Here is a 17,443-nt window from a genome sequence, read left to right as displayed (position 1 = left end):
TAGAGTAGCTCCTCCATCAGCTTGTCTGCCAATTAGTTGATGGGCTGTCAGTGTCAAGTGATTTCCTTGACACTGACAAAGTCCAATCAACTATGATGGATGAAGCTGATGAGAGGGTCTTTTTAAACACTGTCTACTTGACAGGGATATGTTCAAAAAAGGAGGTAGTCCTTTTTTTGTTGTTCAAAGTTGTAGAAAATCGGAAATTCAAAAACACAACAAAAGTGAACATAAGAAATTATGAGATGTTTCTCATGCATAAAAATTTCGCTTTGAATATTCTATTTTTTCTTATAAACTAAAGAAAAAAATGGAGATGATTTTATGAACTGACATGCTATAAACTGGTCAATATGGTGTAGTGCGATTTGGAGACTAATTTGTGGAAAGAGAATTATTAGATATGAGGGTGAAACAATGAATATGAATGATTTGCAAAAAGTGTTGCTTAATAAATATAAAAGCCATAAGGAATTTAATGTAATAGACGAGGTTTTGCATCATGTAACAAAAACACAACCTGAAGAATTGCGTGAATTTATCGATAAAGAACCAACGACAAAAGAGGAACAGTTAATAAAAAAATTAGAAGAACTTTCACCGATGGAATTACTTTATCATTTAAAGGGGAGAATAGAGCCCGACATAAAAGATTTAATCACAATAAGTGATATTATGAAATATCAAAAGTTAAACGCTGGTGTGGTTAATGTTCTTATTTATTTTATCATGTCGATCACAGTCGTGAAGCTGCCTAAAGAATATACGGAGAGAATTGCCAGTCATTGGGCGAGAAAACGAGTCGAAACAGTAAGAGAAGCTATGGAAATTATAGAAATGGCTAAGCGAGAAATAAAATATAATCGTGAATGGCAAAATAAAAAAGCTAAATCTACAAAGCATAACTGGAGTGCATTTATAGATAAAATGAGAAAAAAAGGATATACGCCAGAAGAGCTAGAAAGAATAGTTGAACTCCATGAGCAAACAAAAAATGATTGAATTTTGGCGATTGCTATAATAATCAATACGTATTTATCATTTTGGCAATTTTTAAAGGTCGTGTAACTCCTTTCAGTTTGCTTTTCTCACCTAAATGTATTCCGCAGTTCATTAATTGCTAAGACGACAAACAGCACAAGGCAAAGGGCGAGGAATAAGTTCGATAGCCAATGGTTTCGTCCTTCTTCTGGCAATTCTTTTTTTGAGTTTAAAAGCCATAGCAACGTGATGGCCAAAAATGGCATAAATAATGCTCCTAACGCGCCGTACGCGATAATTAAGCCGACCGGTTTGCCGATAAAGTGGAGCAGCATCGGCGGGAAGGTCAACCAAAATATGTAGAAGCGGAACGCTTTTGTTTGGTTTAACTTTCTTTTATCGATGTGTGATTTCCGCAGATTTCGGATAAAATCGGCGAACAAATAGGAAACCCCGTTCCATACGCCGACGACAGATGTAAATGAGGCGGACCAGAAACCAAGCAAAAACAGCCAACGTGCAGCCGGATGAATCTCGTTTCCCATAATGGACGCAAATGATACAAGCCCTTGTTCGCCGCTGATGCTTACATCTGTTCCATATAGTAGCGCCGCGCCGAGCACAAGGAGCGATAAAGTAAAAATAGCTGTCACAATATAGGCAATCGCCGAATCGTAGCGCATTGCCGAAACATAAGAGCGGTCTTTCCAGCCATTTTCTTGAATCCAATAACCGTAAGAAGCCATTGTAATAGAACCGCCCACTCCACCGATCAATCCGAGCGCATAAAGAAGTGAGCCTTTTGGCAAGTCAGGCACCGCCGTATGCCATAATCCGCTAAGCTTTGGAAGGGCGAGGACGGCCGAGCCGACGACAGTGATAAACATAAGACCGACCAGTATGTTCATGGCGCGCTCAAATAGTCGAAAGCGTCCCGACCAAGTGAGGGCAAACCCTGCGATTCCGTGGATGATCGCCCATGCCCATAGCGGAGTTGCCGGAATCATTGCGGACATCGCCAGCGCGCAAGACGATGTGCCGGCTGCTCCGTATACGAATCCCCAGATAAGGGCGTAAACGCCGAAATAGACGGAAGCCCATTTTCCCATCGACTGCCAGCCTTCAAAAATCGTCTTTCCACTCAGTAAGTGCCAGCGGCCTACCCCTTCATTCAGGACAAACTTCAAGATCGCTCCGACAATAATGGACCAGGCAAATACAAGACCGTAGTTTGTTCCGGCGACGAGCGCTGCTACAAGGTCACCCGCTCCGACCCCCGTAGCTGCGACAATCAGTCCGGGACCGATGATATTCCATTTACCGCTGCTTTTCATGCCCATCCCCTCACAAAATTATTCTAAAAATTATGTATATTTGTTATCATATTACTTGAAATAATTGTTCATGTCTACTTTGTTAAGTTTATGAAATACGTTTTCAGCGGTAAAAAAGGTTTTGCGCTATATTTGTGGAATAGTAAACGATAAAATCGATGATAAAGGAGTTCTTATGGATGAAAGCGAACGAGACATTACACCCAACTATTGCTAGAGTGGTTGAAAACATAGAAAAAGTGATTATCGGCAAACGAGATGTCGCCATATTAAGCATTGTCGCGCTGCTTGCGAAAGGGCATGTGCTGCTTGAGGACGTTCCGGGAGTCGGAAAAACGATGCTTGTACGCGCGTTGGCGAAATCGATCAACGCGCGGTTTAAGCGAATTCAGTTTACTCCTGATTTGTTGCCGAGCGATGTGATTGGAGTGTCCGTTTATAATCAGAAAGAAATGCAGTTTGAATATAAACCGGGTCCGATTATGGGAAACATTGTTTTGGCGGATGAAATTAACCGCACTTCGCCGAAGACGCAATCGGCGTTATTGGAGGCAATGGAAGAAGGAAGCGTTACAGTCGATGGGGTGACGAGGCCGTTGCCACGTCCGTTTTTCGTGATGGCCACGCAAAACCCGATCGAATATGAAGGGACCTATCCGCTGCCGGAAGCCCAACTCGACCGTTTTATGTTAAAGCTGAAAATGGGGTATCCTTCGCTTGCGGAAGAAATAGAAATGTTAAACCGCAGCGAAAAAGTGCCGCCGATTGAGGAGATACAGCCTGTCATTACGATGGATGAGTTGCTTCATTTGCAAAAACAAGTGGCTGATGTGTATGTCGATGAAAATGTGAAACGTTACATCGTCGAAATGGTGCAACAAAGCAGAGCAAACGCTTCGATTTATTTAGGAGTAAGCCCGCGCGGTTCCGTTGCGCTGATGAAAGCGGCGCAAGCGTATGCCTTTGTGCACGGGCGCGGATTTGTCATTCCTGACGATGTGCAGTTTTTAGCGCCATACGTATTGTCTCATCGCATCATTGTTAAATCGGAAGCAAAATTTGACGGACTTACAGCCGAAGAAATGGTCGCTCAAATGATAAAAAGAACACCCGTCCCTATTCAAAGGTAGTGAAACGATGAGAAAACAAGTGCGCTTTATTAGACAAATCTTCATATTATGCAGTTTGTTCGCCGTGCTTTTTTCGTATGCGATGTTTCAGGGTGGTTTTGTCAGCTGGTTTTTGTTTTACAGTTTTCTCCCATTTGGATTTTATTCGTTAGCAATCGCCATTTATCCGTTTCATCGTGCCAGCGTGCGGCGGATGATTTATCAGCGGCGCTATCATGCTGGCGATTCGCTTACAGCAACGGTTGAAGTACGTTTTCCGTTTTGGTTTCCGTTTGTCGCGATGACGATTAGGGAAAGCCACGTTTCTACATTAAATGTGGCGCAAACGAAAGCAACGATTCCGTTTATCTGGAAAAAAACGTTTTCTTATACGTATCAGTTGCGCGAGCTGCCGCGCGGCGAACATGTTTTTACTGCCATTCGCCTTACCGCTACCGACTTTTTTGGACTTATGGAAAAAGATTCGATTCATTTGGTGGACGAAACGATCATTGTATACCCTCGCTATGTTGATATGTCGTACCGGAAAGTCAGGCATTATTTCGAACAAGGAATTGCCGCTTCTTCATTTTTGCTTCATCGTGATATGACAATGGCAATCGGTGTCCGCGAATATGCGCTGGGAGACAGATTTTCATTAGTTCATTGGAAAGCTTCGGCGCGCAAGCTGCAGCTGATGACAAAAGAATTTGAAGAAAGACAGCGGGATGATTTAGTCGTTGTGCTTGATCGTACACCAACATCATTATTTGAAGAGCTTGTGATGTTTGCCGCTTCTTTTTTGCGGGCCGCTATTCAGCACGGGGTGCAGACGGGATTTGTGTCCGTCGGAAGCGACCGTGTCATCTTTCCTGTACGAAACGGAGAACCGCATTTACAGCAGATTTTTTATCATTTGGCAACAGTCATTTGCGATAGTCAAGAATCGTTTGCGCGCGTTATTTCCGCCGAAAAAGCGAACTGGCCATCGACAGCTGCTTTTTGTTATATCACTTCATATTTATCCGAGGAAATGGCGTTGGCATTAAGCAAGGTTCCCGGTCGCGGTAATAAAGGAACCGTGTTTCTTATTAAAGAAGATTTGACGAGAGAAGAAAGGAATTCGCTGGAAATTTTGCGCCGCAAAGGTGTCCATGTTGCCGTCATATCGCCGCGAAATATAACGACCTTGCGTAAGGGTAGGGATGGATGATGGAAACGGTCGAAAATATTGGGAGAAGAATGCTTATATACGGTTTCGCTTGCTGGCTGTTGATCGAATGGCTTCTTCCTTTAGAAGCGGTATCCGATACAACGAATGCGGAAGTGTTTATGGCATTTGTGGCCGCCTGTTTTCTTCTTTATTTGTTGCGGACGCCAATATGGATTTCTGTTCTTATAAAGATTGCATATATTATATATGCGCTAAACTCGCTGTTTTACCATGTTTCTTATGTGCAGGCGTTGAAGTTGCTTTTTCAGGAGTTTGCCCACCATGCCCCGATGTTGTTTACGGCTCGCTGGATGGAATGGACAAACTCGTTTCGCAGTTTTCTCTTTTTCTTTTTGTTATGGGTGATGGCATATTTATTACATTACCGGCTATTTACGCAAAAACGGCTGTTTTTCTTTTATGCCTTAACGGTTACGTATATTACGGTGTTGGATACATTTACCGCGTTTCGCGGGAACGGCGCGATCATCCGTTTAGTCGTTTTTGGTTTTTTCTTCTTGTGCTTCCTTCATATGGAGCGATTGCGGGAAAAGGCAACGATCGCAGGCGGAGTAAGAGGATGGTGGGGAGCTTGTTTATGTCTAATTGGGCTAGCTATTGTCTGCGGTTATGTTAGCCCGAAGCTCCCGCCGCAATGGCCGGACCCGGTGGCGTTTGTGAAAAGCTACGCAGCTGTGCAGGAAGAAAAACGGGACGCCCCAGCTTTAGCGAAGGTGAAAAAAATCGGTTATGGGCAAAACGATTCGCGGCTTGGCGGACCGTTTATCGCCGATGATACGGTTGTATTTACCGCTGAAGACGAAAAGCGGCATTATTGGCGCGTTGAAACGAAAGATATTTATACTGGAAAAGGATGGGAAAGTTTCCGGAGCGAGCAGATACAATCGTTTGGAAACAATGCTGATCTTGGCTATTCATGGTGGTCCCCAGCGGTGAAAAAGCAATTAATGACCGCTAGCGTTCATATGAAACAATCGTATTTCCATATCGTATATCCGCTTGGATTAAAAAAAGTGAAGGCAAAGGAAAACGTGGTATACCGCATGGAAGCGGCAACGGAAAAAATTTATACGACAGACCGCTCCGCTTATACGCTGCCGCTTGCCTCCTATGATATTGTTTATGAATATCCAACCTTTCCGATGGAAGCGTTGAAAGCCGCTCCGCCTGTTAAAGACGCGAGATTGCTCGAACGCTATACACAGTTGCCGAGAAATTTGCCGGAACGGGTGCGGGCTTTGGCCAAACAAATCGCCAGCGGAAAGCCAACGCAATACGAACAAGTCAAGGCGATGGAGCAATATTTTCATACGAACGGCTACATGTATGAAACAACTGATGTCGCTGTTCCAGGGAAAAACGAGGATTACGTGGACCAATTTTTGTTTGAAACGAAAAAAGGGTACTGCGATAATTTTTCCACATCGATGGTTGTCATGCTTCGCGCCATCGGCATACCGGCGCGCTGGGTGAAAGGGTATACGTCGGGGCGTTTGCTTGAAGAGAAAAACGGGAAATATATTTATGAAATTACGAACAATGATGCCCATTCTTGGGTAGAAGTATATTTTTCCGGAATTGGCTGGGTTCCGTTTGAGCCGACGCAAGGATTTACGAATCCGTACGTGTTTGCCGCTCCCCAATCTGAGCCGGAAACCGAGCCGCTTCCTGAACAGCGCCAGCCGGAACAAAATCGTGTTCCATTGGACAAGGTAAGGGAGCAGCCGCATTCGGCGCCAGCGGAAGAATCAAATTTGCCTTTGTTGTCGTGGAAACAAGCGGCTGTCGCTTTGGCGGTGCTTTTCGTCTTTGCATGGATTGCATATCGTACAAGGAGAAAGTGGTGGCCATATGCGACGATTGTCCGTTTTCAATATAAGTGGAAGAAAGGGGATAATCCATTTGCGGAAGCTTACTTGTCTTTGCTTCGCCATTTAGATGATTATGGATTAAAGCGAAACCAAGGACAAACGCTTAGACAATATGCCGCGTATGTCGATGATTGGTTTCAAACAAACGAAATGACGAAGCTGACGTTGTTATATGAAAAGGCGATTTACCAGCAGGAAGCGGCTCAGGTGGAATGGCCAGAAGTGAAAGAATTATGGGAAAATTTAATAAAAAGGACGGTATCTTGACCACTGACAGATAGAGTTGATAGAATGGACTAAAATTTAATGAATCATATGATGCACCTTCATATATCCTCGGTAATATGGTCCGAGAGTCTCTACCGGGTCGCCGTAAACGACCCGACTATGAAGGCGGAATTAGCTAGAATTTTGCCTTTATAGTTGTCGGGGGCGATTCTAGTTTTTTATTTTGCGATGAGGTGATGACATGGAACAAAAACAGGAAATGATTATCGTTCTAGATTTTGGAAGCCAATATAACCAATTGATTACTCGCCGCATTCGCGAGCTTGGGGTATACAGCGAATTGCATCCGCATACGATTACAGCGGATAAAATTCAAGAAATGAATGTAAAAGGAATCATTTTTTCTGGCGGCCCAAACAGCGTATACGATGATAACGCGTTTACGTGCGATCCGCGAATTTTTGAGCTTGGTTTGCCGATTTTAGGCATTTGTTACGGCATGCAGCTGATGACCCGTCATTTAGGCGGAAAAGTGGAAAAAGCAACCCATCGCGAGTACGGAAAAGCAATGATTCAAGTAAAGAACGCTTCCGCCCTTTTCAAACGCCTCCCAGACGAGCAAGTCGTTTGGATGAGCCACGGCGATTTAGTGACTGCCCCTCCGGAAGGGTTTGCTGTTGACGCGACGAGCGCTTCTTGCCCAATTGCGGCAATGAGCAATGAGGCGAAAAAGTTTTACGCAGTACAATTCCATCCAGAAGTTCGCCATTCCGTTTACGGAAATGACATCTTAAAAAATTTCGTGTTTGATGTGTGCCAATGTAAAGGCGATTGGACGATGGAAAGCTTTATCGACAGCGAAGTTCGCAAAATTCGCGAACTCGTTGGAGATAAAAAAGTGCTCTGCGCATTGAGCGGCGGCGTCGATTCTTCCGTGGCGGCCGTGCTTGTGCACCGCGCCATCGGCGATCAACTCACATGCATTTTTGTCGATCACGGGCTCCTTCGCAAGGGCGAAGCGGAAAGCGTCATGAAAACGTTCCGTGAAGGGTTCCGGATGAACGTGATTAAAGTGGACGCGAAAGAGCGCTTTTTATCGAAGCTAAAAGGGGTAATCGATCCGGAGCAAAAACGGAAAATTATCGGCAACGAATTTATTTACGTATTTGACGATGAAGCGGCAAAATTAGAAGGAATTGAGTTTTTAGTGCAAGGAACGCTCTATACAGACATTATCGAAAGCGGCACGGCGACGGCTCAGACGATTAAATCCCACCATAATGTAGGCGGATTGCCGGAAGATATGAAATTTAAACTCATCGAACCGCTTAAGACGCTGTTTAAAGATGAAGTGCGCGCGCTCGGCACGGAATTAGGGCTTCCAGACGAAATTGTTTGGCGGCAGCCGTTCCCAGGGCCTGGCTTAGGCATCCGTGTGCTTGGCGAAGTGACAGAGGAAAAGCTGGAAATTGTCCGTGAATCGGATGCGATTTTACGAGAAGAAATAAAAAAAGCCGGACTTGATCGGGAAATTTGGCAATATTTCACGGTGCTGCCGGACATTCGCAGCGTCGGCGTGATGGGAGATGCCCGAACTTATGACTACACAGTCGGCATTCGCGCTGTTACATCGGTCGATGGCATGACAGCCGACTGGGCGCGCATTCCTTGGGAAGTGCTCGAAAGAATTTCTACGCGCATCGTCAATGAGGTACCGCACGTCAATCGGGTCGTATACGACATTACAAGCAAACCGCCGGCAACAATCGAATGGGAATGATTTCTAGTATAATACGAACAAAAGACGAACATTTAATAGAAAATGTTCGTCTTTTTATTGACATACTGTTATTATGCTGATAAAATGTGCGTAGATCGCGAATATCGCCAAAATACGTCGTATAATCCCGGGAATATGGCTCGGGAGTCTCTACCAAGCTACCGTAAATAGCTTGACTACGAGGTATAATGGGATAGAGAGTGCGTTCTTTTTGTCCTCTCTATATTCATTATCCCTCTTGAGTCAACGCTTCTGGTAGCTTACTAGAAGCGTTTTTTTATTTTTCATAGGGGGGACAGTAAGTGAAAAAGTATTTTCAATTTGAAGAGCTCGGCACGAATTATCGTACGGAGATCATTGCTGGGCTGACGACATTTTTGTCAATGGCGTACATTTTGTTCGTTAATCCGTTTACCTTGTCATTGGGGGCGGTAAAAGATTTTCCTGATGAATTGCGGATTGACCAAGGCGCGGTGTTTGTCGCAACTGCACTCGCGGCAGCGTATGGCTGCATTTTAATGGGAGTGTTGGCGCGTTATCCGATTGCGCTAGCGCCGGGGATGGGGCTCAACGCGTTTTTCGCATTCACCGTTGTATTGCATATGCAAATCCCATGGCAAACGGCGTTAGCGGGGGTATTTGTATCCGGGGTGATTTTTACGATTTTGTCGCTAACGGGAGTCCGTGAAAAAATCATTGACGCGATCCCGATTGAATTAAAATATGCGGTCGGCTCGGGGATCGGGCTGTTTATTACGTTTATCGGCCTACAAAACGCGGGAATCATCGTCGATAACCAAGCGACATTAGTAGGGCTAAGCGATTTGAAAAACGGCAACACGCTGCTGGCGATTTTCGGTTTGTTCGTGACCGTTATTTTAATGGTAAAAAGAGTTAATGGCGGCGTATTTTACGGCATGGTTATTACTGCGATTGTCGGCATGATGTTTGGTTTAATCGAGGTGCCGCATAAAATCGTCGGGGCCATTCCGGATATCTCGCCGACGTTTGGCGTTGCGATTGAGCATTTGCCAGACATTTTCTCGCTAAAAATGCTCGGTGTCGTCTTAACTTTCTTTATCGTCGACTTTTTTGACGCCACCGGTACGCTGCTTGCGGTGGCTAACCAAGCGGGGCTGTTAAAAGATAATAAACTGCCGCGCGCCGGAAAAGCGTTGCTTGTCGATGCAACGGCAGTTATGGTTGGCGCTGTGCTTGGCACATCGACGACGACTTCATACGTCGAGTCATCGGCGGGCGTCGCTGCCGGCGGGCGTTCCGGCTTTTCCGCGGTCGTGACAGGAATTTTGTTTTTGCTGGCGTTATTTTTCTCACCGCTGTTAAGCGTCGTTACCGCGCCTGTTACGGCACCAGCGCTCATTATTGTTGGTGTGTTAATGGTATCTTCTATTGGAGAAATTGACTGGAAAAAACTCGAAGTCGCAATTCCGGCATTTTTCACGTTAATTACAATGCCGCTTTCGTACAGCATCGCGACAGGCATTGCGGTTGGCTTCATCTTTTATCCGATTACGATGATTTTAAAAGGGCGCGGCAAAGAAGTTCATCCGATTTTATATGCGCTATTTGTCATCTTTATCTTGTACTTTGTCTTTTTAAGAGAATAGAAAAAGAGTCCGCCAAAACGGCGGGCTTTTTTGTTAGAATTTGCTATAATAGTAATAAAATCGCAAAATGGGGAGAGGATGGTTATGTTTATTCACCGCTTGGATGACGAATCATGGCTAAAGCTGCTCACCGCTGAAGATGCGGAAGCGCTATTTGCGCTTATTGATTCATGCCGTCCGCATTTGCGAAAGTGGCTTCCATGGGTGGACTGGACACAAACAGCAGAGGATTCAAAAGCGTTTATTGCTGGAGGCTTGCAGAAGTTCGCTGCTGGCAGCGGCTTTGAAGCAGGCATTTGGCATAAAGAGCAGCTGGCAGGAGTCATCGGGCTTCATTATATTGATCACGCGAATAAGAAAACAAGCATCGGCTACTGGTTAGGGGAACAATTTCAAGGGATTGGGCTAATGACGAAAGCGTGCAAGGCATTCGTTGATTATGCTTTCAATGAACTGAAGTTACATCGGGTAGAAATTCGCTGCGCAGTAGAAAATAAAAAAAGCAGAGCCATTCCTGAACGGTTAGGGTTTACGAACGAAGGCACGATCCGGGAAGCAGAATGGCTTTACGACCATTTCGTCGACCATGTGGTGTATGGAATGCTTGCAAGAGAATGGAAAGGTTAAGCGAATGAGAGGATGTCACATGATGATCTTTTGTGACATCCTTTCTTTCCTTTTGCCCTATAACACTAGGTGCTAATCAAGTCCTATTGTTTTACTGTCACATGGGAAACAAGCAATAACGAATTGTTTGCTTTGATAAAGCCGATTGCGGCGTTGTAAATGTTTTTCAACATAGACCCTTGAGTGACCACGTCATAAAATGGAAGTATACCGTTTTTGAATTCTGGCTTTGTTTGTTGTAAAAGGAAAGTGCTCTTGTAGGAAACTTTCCTTATCAATATGAATTGTGCCTTTATTTTAAATGTTTATTCCATTAATAGCAAGGGATATTTTTATACTCCATGGTTTTGTCAGACAATAATAGGGTGTGTGGATAAGAGTAAAAATAAGGGACGTTGTTTTATAGCTTTAGATAATAATAAGCAAAAGTTCAATCATTTTAATCGTAATTCAATCTTCCGCAAAACAAATGTTAAGGGCCATTTTCGGCTGTAACAGCAATGTGAGTGTTGCAGACAGTTATGGATAAAAATACCTAGCATAAATTATTGACATTTTGCTAGTAACGATGTTATATTAATAAAGCCGCTTCGGTGCGGTGAAAAAAGTAAAAAAAGATATTGACATGTTAAGTTGAAAATGATATATTATAAGGGTCGCTTTTAGAGAACAAAACAAATGTTCCTTGAAAACTGAACAAAACGAAGCGTCCACATAGAAAAGCGAAGGCGACTGGCACCTTTCGGTGTCGGAGCCGAAGTTGGAGATAAGCCAATCCACTTTCTATGGAGAGTTTGATCCTGGCTCAGGACGAACGCTGGCGGCGTGCCTAATACATGCAAGTCGAGCGGACCGGGCGGAAGCTTGCTTCCGCTTGGTTAGCGGCGGACGGGTGAGTAACACGTGGGTAACCTGCCCGTAAGACCGGGATAACTCCGGGAAACCGGAGCTAATACCGGATAACACCGAAGACCGCATGGTCTTTGGTTGAAAGGCGGCTTCGGCTGCCACTTGCGGATGGGCCCGCGGCGCATTAGCTAGTTGGTGAGGTAACGGCTCACCAAGGCGACGATGCGTAGCCGGCCTGAGAGGGTGACCGGCCACACTGGGACTGAGACACGGCCCAGACTCCTACGGGAGGCAGCAGTAGGGAATCTTCCGCAATGGACGAAAGTCTGACGGAGCGACGCCGCGTGAGCGAAGAAGGTCTTCGGATCGTAAAGCTCTGTTGTTAGGGAAGAAGAAGTGCCGTTCGAACAGGGCGGCACGGTGACGGTACCTAACGAGAAAGCCCCGGCTAACTACGTGCCAGCAGCCGCGGTAATACGTAGGGGGCGAGCGTTGTCCGGAATTATTGGGCGTAAAGCGCGCGCAGGCGGTCCCTTAAGTCTGATGTGAAAGCCCACGGCTTAACCGTGGAGGGTCATTGGAAACTGGGGGACTTGAGTGCAGAAGAGGAGAGCGGAATTCCACGTGTAGCGGTGAAATGCGTAGAGATGTGGAGGAACACCAGTGGCGAAGGCGGCTCTCTGGTCTGTAACTGACGCTGAGGCGCGAAAGCGTGGGGAGCAAACAGGATTAGATACCCTGGTAGTCCACGCCGTAAACGATGAGTGCTAAGTGTTAGAGGGGTTATCCCTTTAGTGCTGTAGCTAACGCGTTAAGCACTCCGCCTGGGGAGTACGGCCGCAAGGCTGAAACTCAAAGGAATTGACGGGGGCCCGCACAAGCGGTGGAGCATGTGGTTTAATTCGAAGCAACGCGAAGAACCTTACCAGGTCTTGACATCCCCTGACAACCCTGGAGACAGGGCGTTCCTCCCTTCGGGAGGACAGGGTGACAGGTGGTGCATGGTTGTCGTCAGCTCGTGTCGTGAGATGTTGGGTTAAGTCCCGCAACGAGCGCAACCCTCGCCCCTAGTTGCCAGCATTCAGTTGGGCACTCTAGGGGGACTGCCGGTGACAAACCGGAGGAAGGTGGGGATGACGTCAAATCATCATGCCCCTTATGACCTGGGCTACACACGTGCTACAATGGGCGGTACAAAGGGCTGCGAACCCGCGAGGGGGAGCGAATCCCAAAAAGCCGCTCTCAGTTCGGATTGCAGGCTGCAACTCGCCTGCATGAAGCCGGAATCGCTAGTAATCGCGGATCAGCATGCCGCGGTGAATACGTTCCCGGGCCTTGTACACACCGCCCGTCACACCACGAGAGCTTGCAACACCCGAAGTCGGTGAGGTAACCCGCAAGGGAGCCAGCCGCCGAAGGTGGGGCAAGTGATTGGGGTGAAGTCGTAACAAGGTAGCCGTACCGGAAGGTGCGGCTGGATCACCTCCTTTCTAAGGACATCATCGTGAAAATAAAGTGGACGCGGAGTTTTGTTCAGTTTTGAAGGAACATTGGTTGTTCCTTCAAATGCTTTGCGCCTGCGTCTATGAACGGATGCAGGAGAAATCAATTGGTTCCTTGAAAACTAGATAACCGAAAGGAAGAAGCCGGGAAGCGAAGGCGGCGAAGATAAAGCCGAGTTTCGCATGGTTAAGTTAGAAAGGGCGCACGGTGGATGCCTTGGCACTAGGAGCCGATGAAGGACGGGGCAAACGCCGAAACGCTTCGGGGAGCTGTAAGCAAGCGTTGATCCGGAGATGTCCGAATGGGGGAACCCACTGCCCGTAATGGGGCAGTATCCATACCTGAATCCATAGGGTATGGAGGGCACACCCGGGGAACTGAAACATCTCAGTACCCGGAGGAGAAGAAAGCAACCGCGATTCCCTGAGTAGCGGCGAGCGAAACGGGAACAGCCCAAACCAAGAGGCTTGCCTCTTGGGGTTGTAGGACCACTCAGATGGGAGTGACAAAGGAACGGGGTAGACGAAGCGGTCTGGAAAGGCCCGCCAGAGAAGGTGACAGCCCTGTAGTCGAAACTTCGTTCCCTCCCGAGTGGCTCCTGAGTACGACGGGACACGGGGAATCCCGTCGGAAGCAGGGAGGACCATCTCCCAAGGCTAAATACTCCCTAGTGACCGATAGTGAACCAGTACCGTGAGGGAAAGGTGAAAAGCACCCCGGAAGGGGAGTGAAAGAGAACCTGAAACCGTGTGCCTACAAGTAGTCAGAGCCCGTTGATGGGTGATGGCGTGCCTTTTGTAGAATGAACCGGCGAGTTACGATGACGTGCGAGGTTAAGTCGAAAAGACGGAGCCGCAGCGAAAGCGAGTCTGAATAGGGCGCGTAGTACGTCGTCGTAGACCCGAAACCAGGTGATCTACCCATGCCCAGGGTGAAGGTAGGGTAACACCTACTGGAGGCCCGAACCCACGCACGTTGAAAAGTGCGGGGATGAGGTGTGGGTAGGGGTGAAATGCCAATCGAACCTGGAGATAGCTGGTTCTCCCCGAAATAGCTTTAGGGCTAGCCTCAAGGGAAGAGTCTTGGAGGTAGAGCACTGATTGAGCTAGGGGCCCTCATCGGGTTACCGAACTCAGTCAAACTCCAAATGCCAACGACTTATCCTTGGGAGTCAGACTACGAGTGATAAGATCCGTAGTCGAGAGGGAAACAGCCCAGACCACCAGCTAAGGTCCCTAAGTGTACGTTAAGTGGAAAAGGATGTGGAGTTGCCCAGACAACCAGGATGTTGGCTTAGAAGCAGCCATCATTTAAAGAGTGCGTAATAGCTCACTGGTCGAGTGACTCTGCGCCGAAAATGTACCGGGGCTAAACGTACCACCGAAGCTGTGGGATGACCGATGGTCATCGGTAGGGGAGCGTTCTAAGTGCGCTGAAGCGAGACCGGAAGGACTCGTGGAGCGCTTAGAAGTGAGAATGCCGGTGTGAGTAGCGAAAACAGAGGTGAGAATCCTCTGCACCGAAAGCCTAAGGGTTCCTGAGGAAGGTTCGTCCGCTCAGGGTTAGTCGGGACCTAAGCCGAGGCCGAAAGGCGTAGGTGATGGGCAACAGGTCGAGATTCCTGTACCACCTCCTCACCGTTTGAGCGATGGGGGGACGCAGGAAGGTAGGGCGAGCAGGCTGCTGGAATAGCCTGTCCAAGCGGTTAGGCCGCCAGATAGGCAAATCCGTCTGGCAACAAGGCGGAGCCGTGATGGCGAAGGGACCTTTGGTCCCGAAGTCCCCGATCCTACACTGCCAAGAAAAGCCTCTAGCGAGGTGGGAGGTGCCCGTACCGCAAACCGACACAGGTAGGCGAGGAGAGAATCCTAAGGTGCGCGGGAGAACTCTCGTTAAGGAACTCGGCAAAATGACCCCGTAACTTCGGGAGAAGGGGTGCTCTCTTGGGTCTCAAGCCCGAGGGAGCCGCAGTGAAAAGGCCCAAGCGACTGTTTATCAAAAACACAGGTCTCTGCGAAGCCGAAAGGCGAAGTATAGGGGCTGACACCTGCCCGGTGCTGGAAGGTTAAGGGGAGCGCTTAAGCCGCAAGGCTGAAGGTGCGAACCGAAGCCCCAGTAAACGGCGGCCGTAACTATAACGGTCCTAAGGTAGCGAAATTCCTTGTCGGGTAAGTTCCGACCCGCACGAAAGGTGTAACGACTTGGGCACTGTCTCAACGAGAGACCCGGTGAAATCATACTACCTGTGAAGATGCAGGTTACCCGCGACAGGACGGAAAGACCCCGTGGAGCTTTACTGCAGCCTGATATGGAATTTTGGTATCGCTTGTACAGGATAGGTGGGAGCCTGGGAAGCCGGAGCGCCAGCTTCGGTGGAGGCGGCGGTGGGATACCACCCTGGCGGTATTGAAATTCTAACCCGCACCCCTTACCGGGGTGGGAGACAGTGTCAGGTGGGCAGTTTGACTGGGGCGGTCGCCTCCCAAAAGGTAACGGAGGCGCCCAAAGGTTCCCTCAGAATGGTTGGAAATCATTCGGAGAGTGCAAAGGCAGAAGGGAGCTTGACTGCGAGACGGACAGGTCGAGCAGGGACGAAAGTCGGGCTTAGTGATCCGGTGGTTCCGTATGGAAGGGCCATCGCTCAACGGATAAAAGCTACCCCGGGGATAACAGGCTGATCTCCCCCAAGAGTCCACATCGACGGGGAGGTTTGGCACCTCGATGTCGGCTCATCGCATCCTGGGGCTGTAGTCGGTCCCAAGGGTTGGGCTGTTCGCCCATTAAAGCGGTACGCGAGCTGGGTTCAGAACGTCGTGAGACAGTTCGGTCCCTATCCGTCGCGGGCGCAGGAAATTTGAGAGGAGCTGTCCTTAGTACGAGAGGACCGGGATGGACGCACCGCTGGTGTACCAGTTGTCCCGCCAGGGGCACCGCTGGGTAGCTATGTGCGGAAGGGATAAGCGCTGAAAGCATCTAAGCGTGAAGCCCCCCTCAAGATGAGATTTCCCATCGCGAAAAGCGAGTAAGATCCCTCGAAGATGACGAGGTCGATAGGTCCGAGGTGGAAGCGTGGCGACACGTGGAGCTGACGGATACTAATCGATCGAGGACTTAACCAAGCGGAACGGAAAAGCAAAGGAAGCCGCCTAGCGAAACGGTTTCTTCCGAACGGACGGTTATCTAGTTTTGAGGGAATGAAATTCCTCTTGACAAAAATTATTATTGGAATATAATAAAATGTGTCCCATTGAGATGCTTGCCTAGTGACAATAGCGGAGAGGAAACACCCGTTCCCATTCCGAACACGGAAGTTAAGCTCTCCAGCGCCGATGGTAGTTGGGGCCAGCGCCCCTGCGAGAGTAGGTCGTCGCTAGGCAGGCAAAAAATTAGAGAGCTGGCAAGTTCTCTAATTTTTTTGCCCAGCTTATAAGGTCATTGAGCTTTTAATGACGCCATTTAAATCCTCTCCCCCAAAAACTAAAATGGTTATCATCGTTTCCTAGACCCCCTTTTTGATTTAGTATAGGAAACGGAAGCTGTGGAAAGAGGGTGTCCAAAAAGTTTATGGACACCCTCCTTTTTTTATGTTTGAAAAGAGAAGGAAGTCATTTTTCGAAGAGAAAGAGGCGCAGTTAAACTCTCCATTTTATTCCATGAATTTGTCTTATGCTACCAAACGGTGTTTTTGCGGAAGGCAAGGGTGGTGTGTAAAAGACTATTCCCCTTTTTTTATTTCGATTTTCTTTTTTGTCCCGTCAGGGATTAGACGATGAAGATGAATAAACAATAAACCGTTGTGATATGTCGCTTCAATCCGGTCTTCCTTTATCGCAAAAGGAATCGGGATCGTTTTTTCCCATGTTCCCTGAAAAATTCCCTCTTCAATTAATTCGAACCCTTTAAACTGCAAATTAATATTCGCTTTAATTTCTAACGTTTTATAGTACGCATAAAGTTCAACATCTTCCATTTTGTCTAATCCTGGCAAACTGACAACGATTAATAATTCATTGTCTTTTTTGTATATATTTATACCAGATTGCTTTTTTGCTGACGGCAGGAACGGTTGAAAGCTACTCCAAAAATCACCTTGAAAAAAATGCTCCAAATGTTTTGACCAGTCGGGAAACGAATCAAATGGATTTGATCTCACGACAACCCCCTCCTCCGTTATTTCATCATATGTTTTCTAGAATATTTGGTGATAACGAACAGAAAACACGAACATTTTTAAAGCAAAAAAAATAAATGTTCGATTTTATGTTGACATCTTTTTAGAAAGGCTGGTAAGATAATAAT

At 47.2% G+C, this 17,443-nt stretch carries 9 protein-coding genes, 3 rRNA genes and 2 riboswitches; of the genes, 10 read left to right on the top strand and 2 right to left on the bottom strand.

Going from position 1 to position 17,443, the window contains the following annotated elements; translation table 11 throughout:
- Positions 1-417: 417 nt before the first annotated feature.
- A complete protein-coding gene (locus MWM02_RS17940) occupies positions 418-1,002 on the top strand; it encodes a DnaD domain protein (protein ID WP_244402610.1) in 585 nt (194 codons plus the stop codon).
- 86 nt (positions 1,003-1,088) lie between these two features.
- Here MWM02_RS17940 and MWM02_RS17935 read toward each other — a convergent pair whose 3' ends face one another.
- A complete protein-coding gene (locus MWM02_RS17935; protein WP_244402609.1) occupies positions 1,089-2,315 on the bottom strand; it encodes an Nramp family divalent metal transporter in 1,227 nt (408 codons plus the stop codon).
- Between the two features lie 179 nt (positions 2,316-2,494).
- On the opposite strand from MWM02_RS17935, the gene MWM02_RS17930 reads away from it, so the two are divergent.
- From MWM02_RS17930 to rrf, 9 genes are all read left to right on the top strand, one after another.
- Positions 2,495-3,445 carry an AAA family ATPase gene (locus tag MWM02_RS17930; RefSeq protein ID WP_064551434.1) on the top strand — a complete coding sequence of 317 codons (951 nt, stop codon included), beginning with the start codon at positions 2,495-2,497 and terminating at the stop codon, positions 3,443-3,445.
- 7 nt (positions 3,446-3,452) lie between these two features.
- Positions 3,453-4,637: a DUF58 domain-containing protein gene (locus tag MWM02_RS17925; protein ID WP_244402608.1), complete on the top strand. Its 1,185-nt coding sequence runs from the start codon at positions 3,453-3,455 to the stop codon at positions 4,635-4,637.
- On the top strand, positions 4,634-6,796 hold the full coding sequence (locus tag MWM02_RS17920) for a DUF4129 domain-containing transglutaminase family protein (protein ID WP_244402607.1): 2,163 nt from the start codon (positions 4,634-4,636) through the stop codon (positions 6,794-6,796). Before MWM02_RS17925 ends, MWM02_RS17920 begins: the two co-directional genes overlap by 4 nt.
- A 39-nt stretch (positions 6,797-6,835) precedes the next feature.
- A riboswitch (purine riboswitch) is annotated at positions 6,836-6,937 on the top strand.
- Positions 6,938-6,998: 61 nt separating this feature from the next.
- On the top strand, positions 6,999-8,537 hold the full coding sequence (gene guaA, locus MWM02_RS17915; protein ID WP_244402606.1) for a glutamine-hydrolyzing GMP synthase: 1,539 nt from the start codon (positions 6,999-7,001) through the stop codon (positions 8,535-8,537).
- Between the two features lie 97 nt (positions 8,538-8,634).
- A riboswitch (purine riboswitch) is annotated at positions 8,635-8,736 on the top strand.
- 103 nt (positions 8,737-8,839) lie between these two features.
- Positions 8,840-10,165 (top strand): NCS2 family permease, encoded by a 1,326-nt coding sequence (locus tag MWM02_RS17910; RefSeq protein WP_064551431.1) that lies wholly within the window; start codon positions 8,840-8,842, stop codon positions 10,163-10,165.
- Between the two features lie 84 nt (positions 10,166-10,249).
- On the top strand, positions 10,250-10,792 hold the full coding sequence (locus tag MWM02_RS17905) for a GNAT family N-acetyltransferase (RefSeq protein WP_244402605.1): 543 nt from the start codon (positions 10,250-10,252) through the stop codon (positions 10,790-10,792).
- 782 nt (positions 10,793-11,574) lie between these two features.
- Positions 11,575-13,131, top strand: a 16S ribosomal RNA gene (locus MWM02_RS17900).
- Positions 13,132-13,328: 197 nt separating this feature from the next.
- A 23S ribosomal RNA gene (locus MWM02_RS17895) occupies positions 13,329-16,263 on the top strand.
- A 140-nt stretch (positions 16,264-16,403) separates the two neighbouring features.
- Positions 16,404-16,520: ribosomal RNA gene (gene rrf, locus MWM02_RS17890) — 5S ribosomal RNA — on the top strand.
- Together the 16S, 23S and 5S rRNA genes form the textbook arrangement of a ribosomal RNA operon.
- Before the next feature lie 339 nt (positions 16,521-16,859).
- Here the strand turns inward: rrf and MWM02_RS17885 are convergent.
- Positions 16,860-17,297: an Hsp20/alpha crystallin family protein gene (locus MWM02_RS17885; RefSeq protein ID WP_064553541.1), complete on the bottom strand. Its 438-nt coding sequence runs from the start codon at positions 17,295-17,297 to the stop codon at positions 16,860-16,862.
- Positions 17,298-17,443 lie beyond the last annotated feature (146 nt).

Origin of the sequence: Parageobacillus sp. KH3-4, assembly GCF_022846435.1 — a bacterium.
Lineage (GTDB): Bacteria > Bacillota > Bacilli > Bacillales > Anoxybacillaceae > Parageobacillus > Parageobacillus thermoglucosidasius_A.
This window is presented reverse-complemented; position numbering and strand designations above follow the sequence as displayed.

Bases quoted from the DNA above. Each gene is read 5' to 3' on its own strand.
- MWM02_RS17940 (WP_244402610.1), top strand. From the start codon at position 418: ATGAATATGAATGATTTGCAAAAAGTGTTGCTTAATAAATATAAAAGC.
- MWM02_RS17935 (WP_244402609.1), bottom strand. From the start codon at position 2,315: ATGAAAAGCAGCGGTAAATGGAATATCATCGGTCCCGGACTGATTGTC.
- MWM02_RS17930 (WP_064551434.1), top strand. From the start codon at position 2,495: ATGAAAGCGAACGAGACATTACACCCAACTATTGCTAGAGTGGTTGAA.
- MWM02_RS17925 (WP_244402608.1), top strand. From the start codon at position 3,453: ATGAGAAAACAAGTGCGCTTTATTAGACAAATCTTCATATTATGCAGT.
- MWM02_RS17920 (WP_244402607.1), top strand. From the start codon at position 4,634: ATGATGGAAACGGTCGAAAATATTGGGAGAAGAATGCTTATATACGGT.
- guaA (WP_244402606.1), top strand. From the start codon at position 6,999: ATGGAACAAAAACAGGAAATGATTATCGTTCTAGATTTTGGAAGCCAA.
- MWM02_RS17905 (WP_244402605.1), top strand. From the start codon at position 10,250: ATGTTTATTCACCGCTTGGATGACGAATCATGGCTAAAGCTGCTCACC.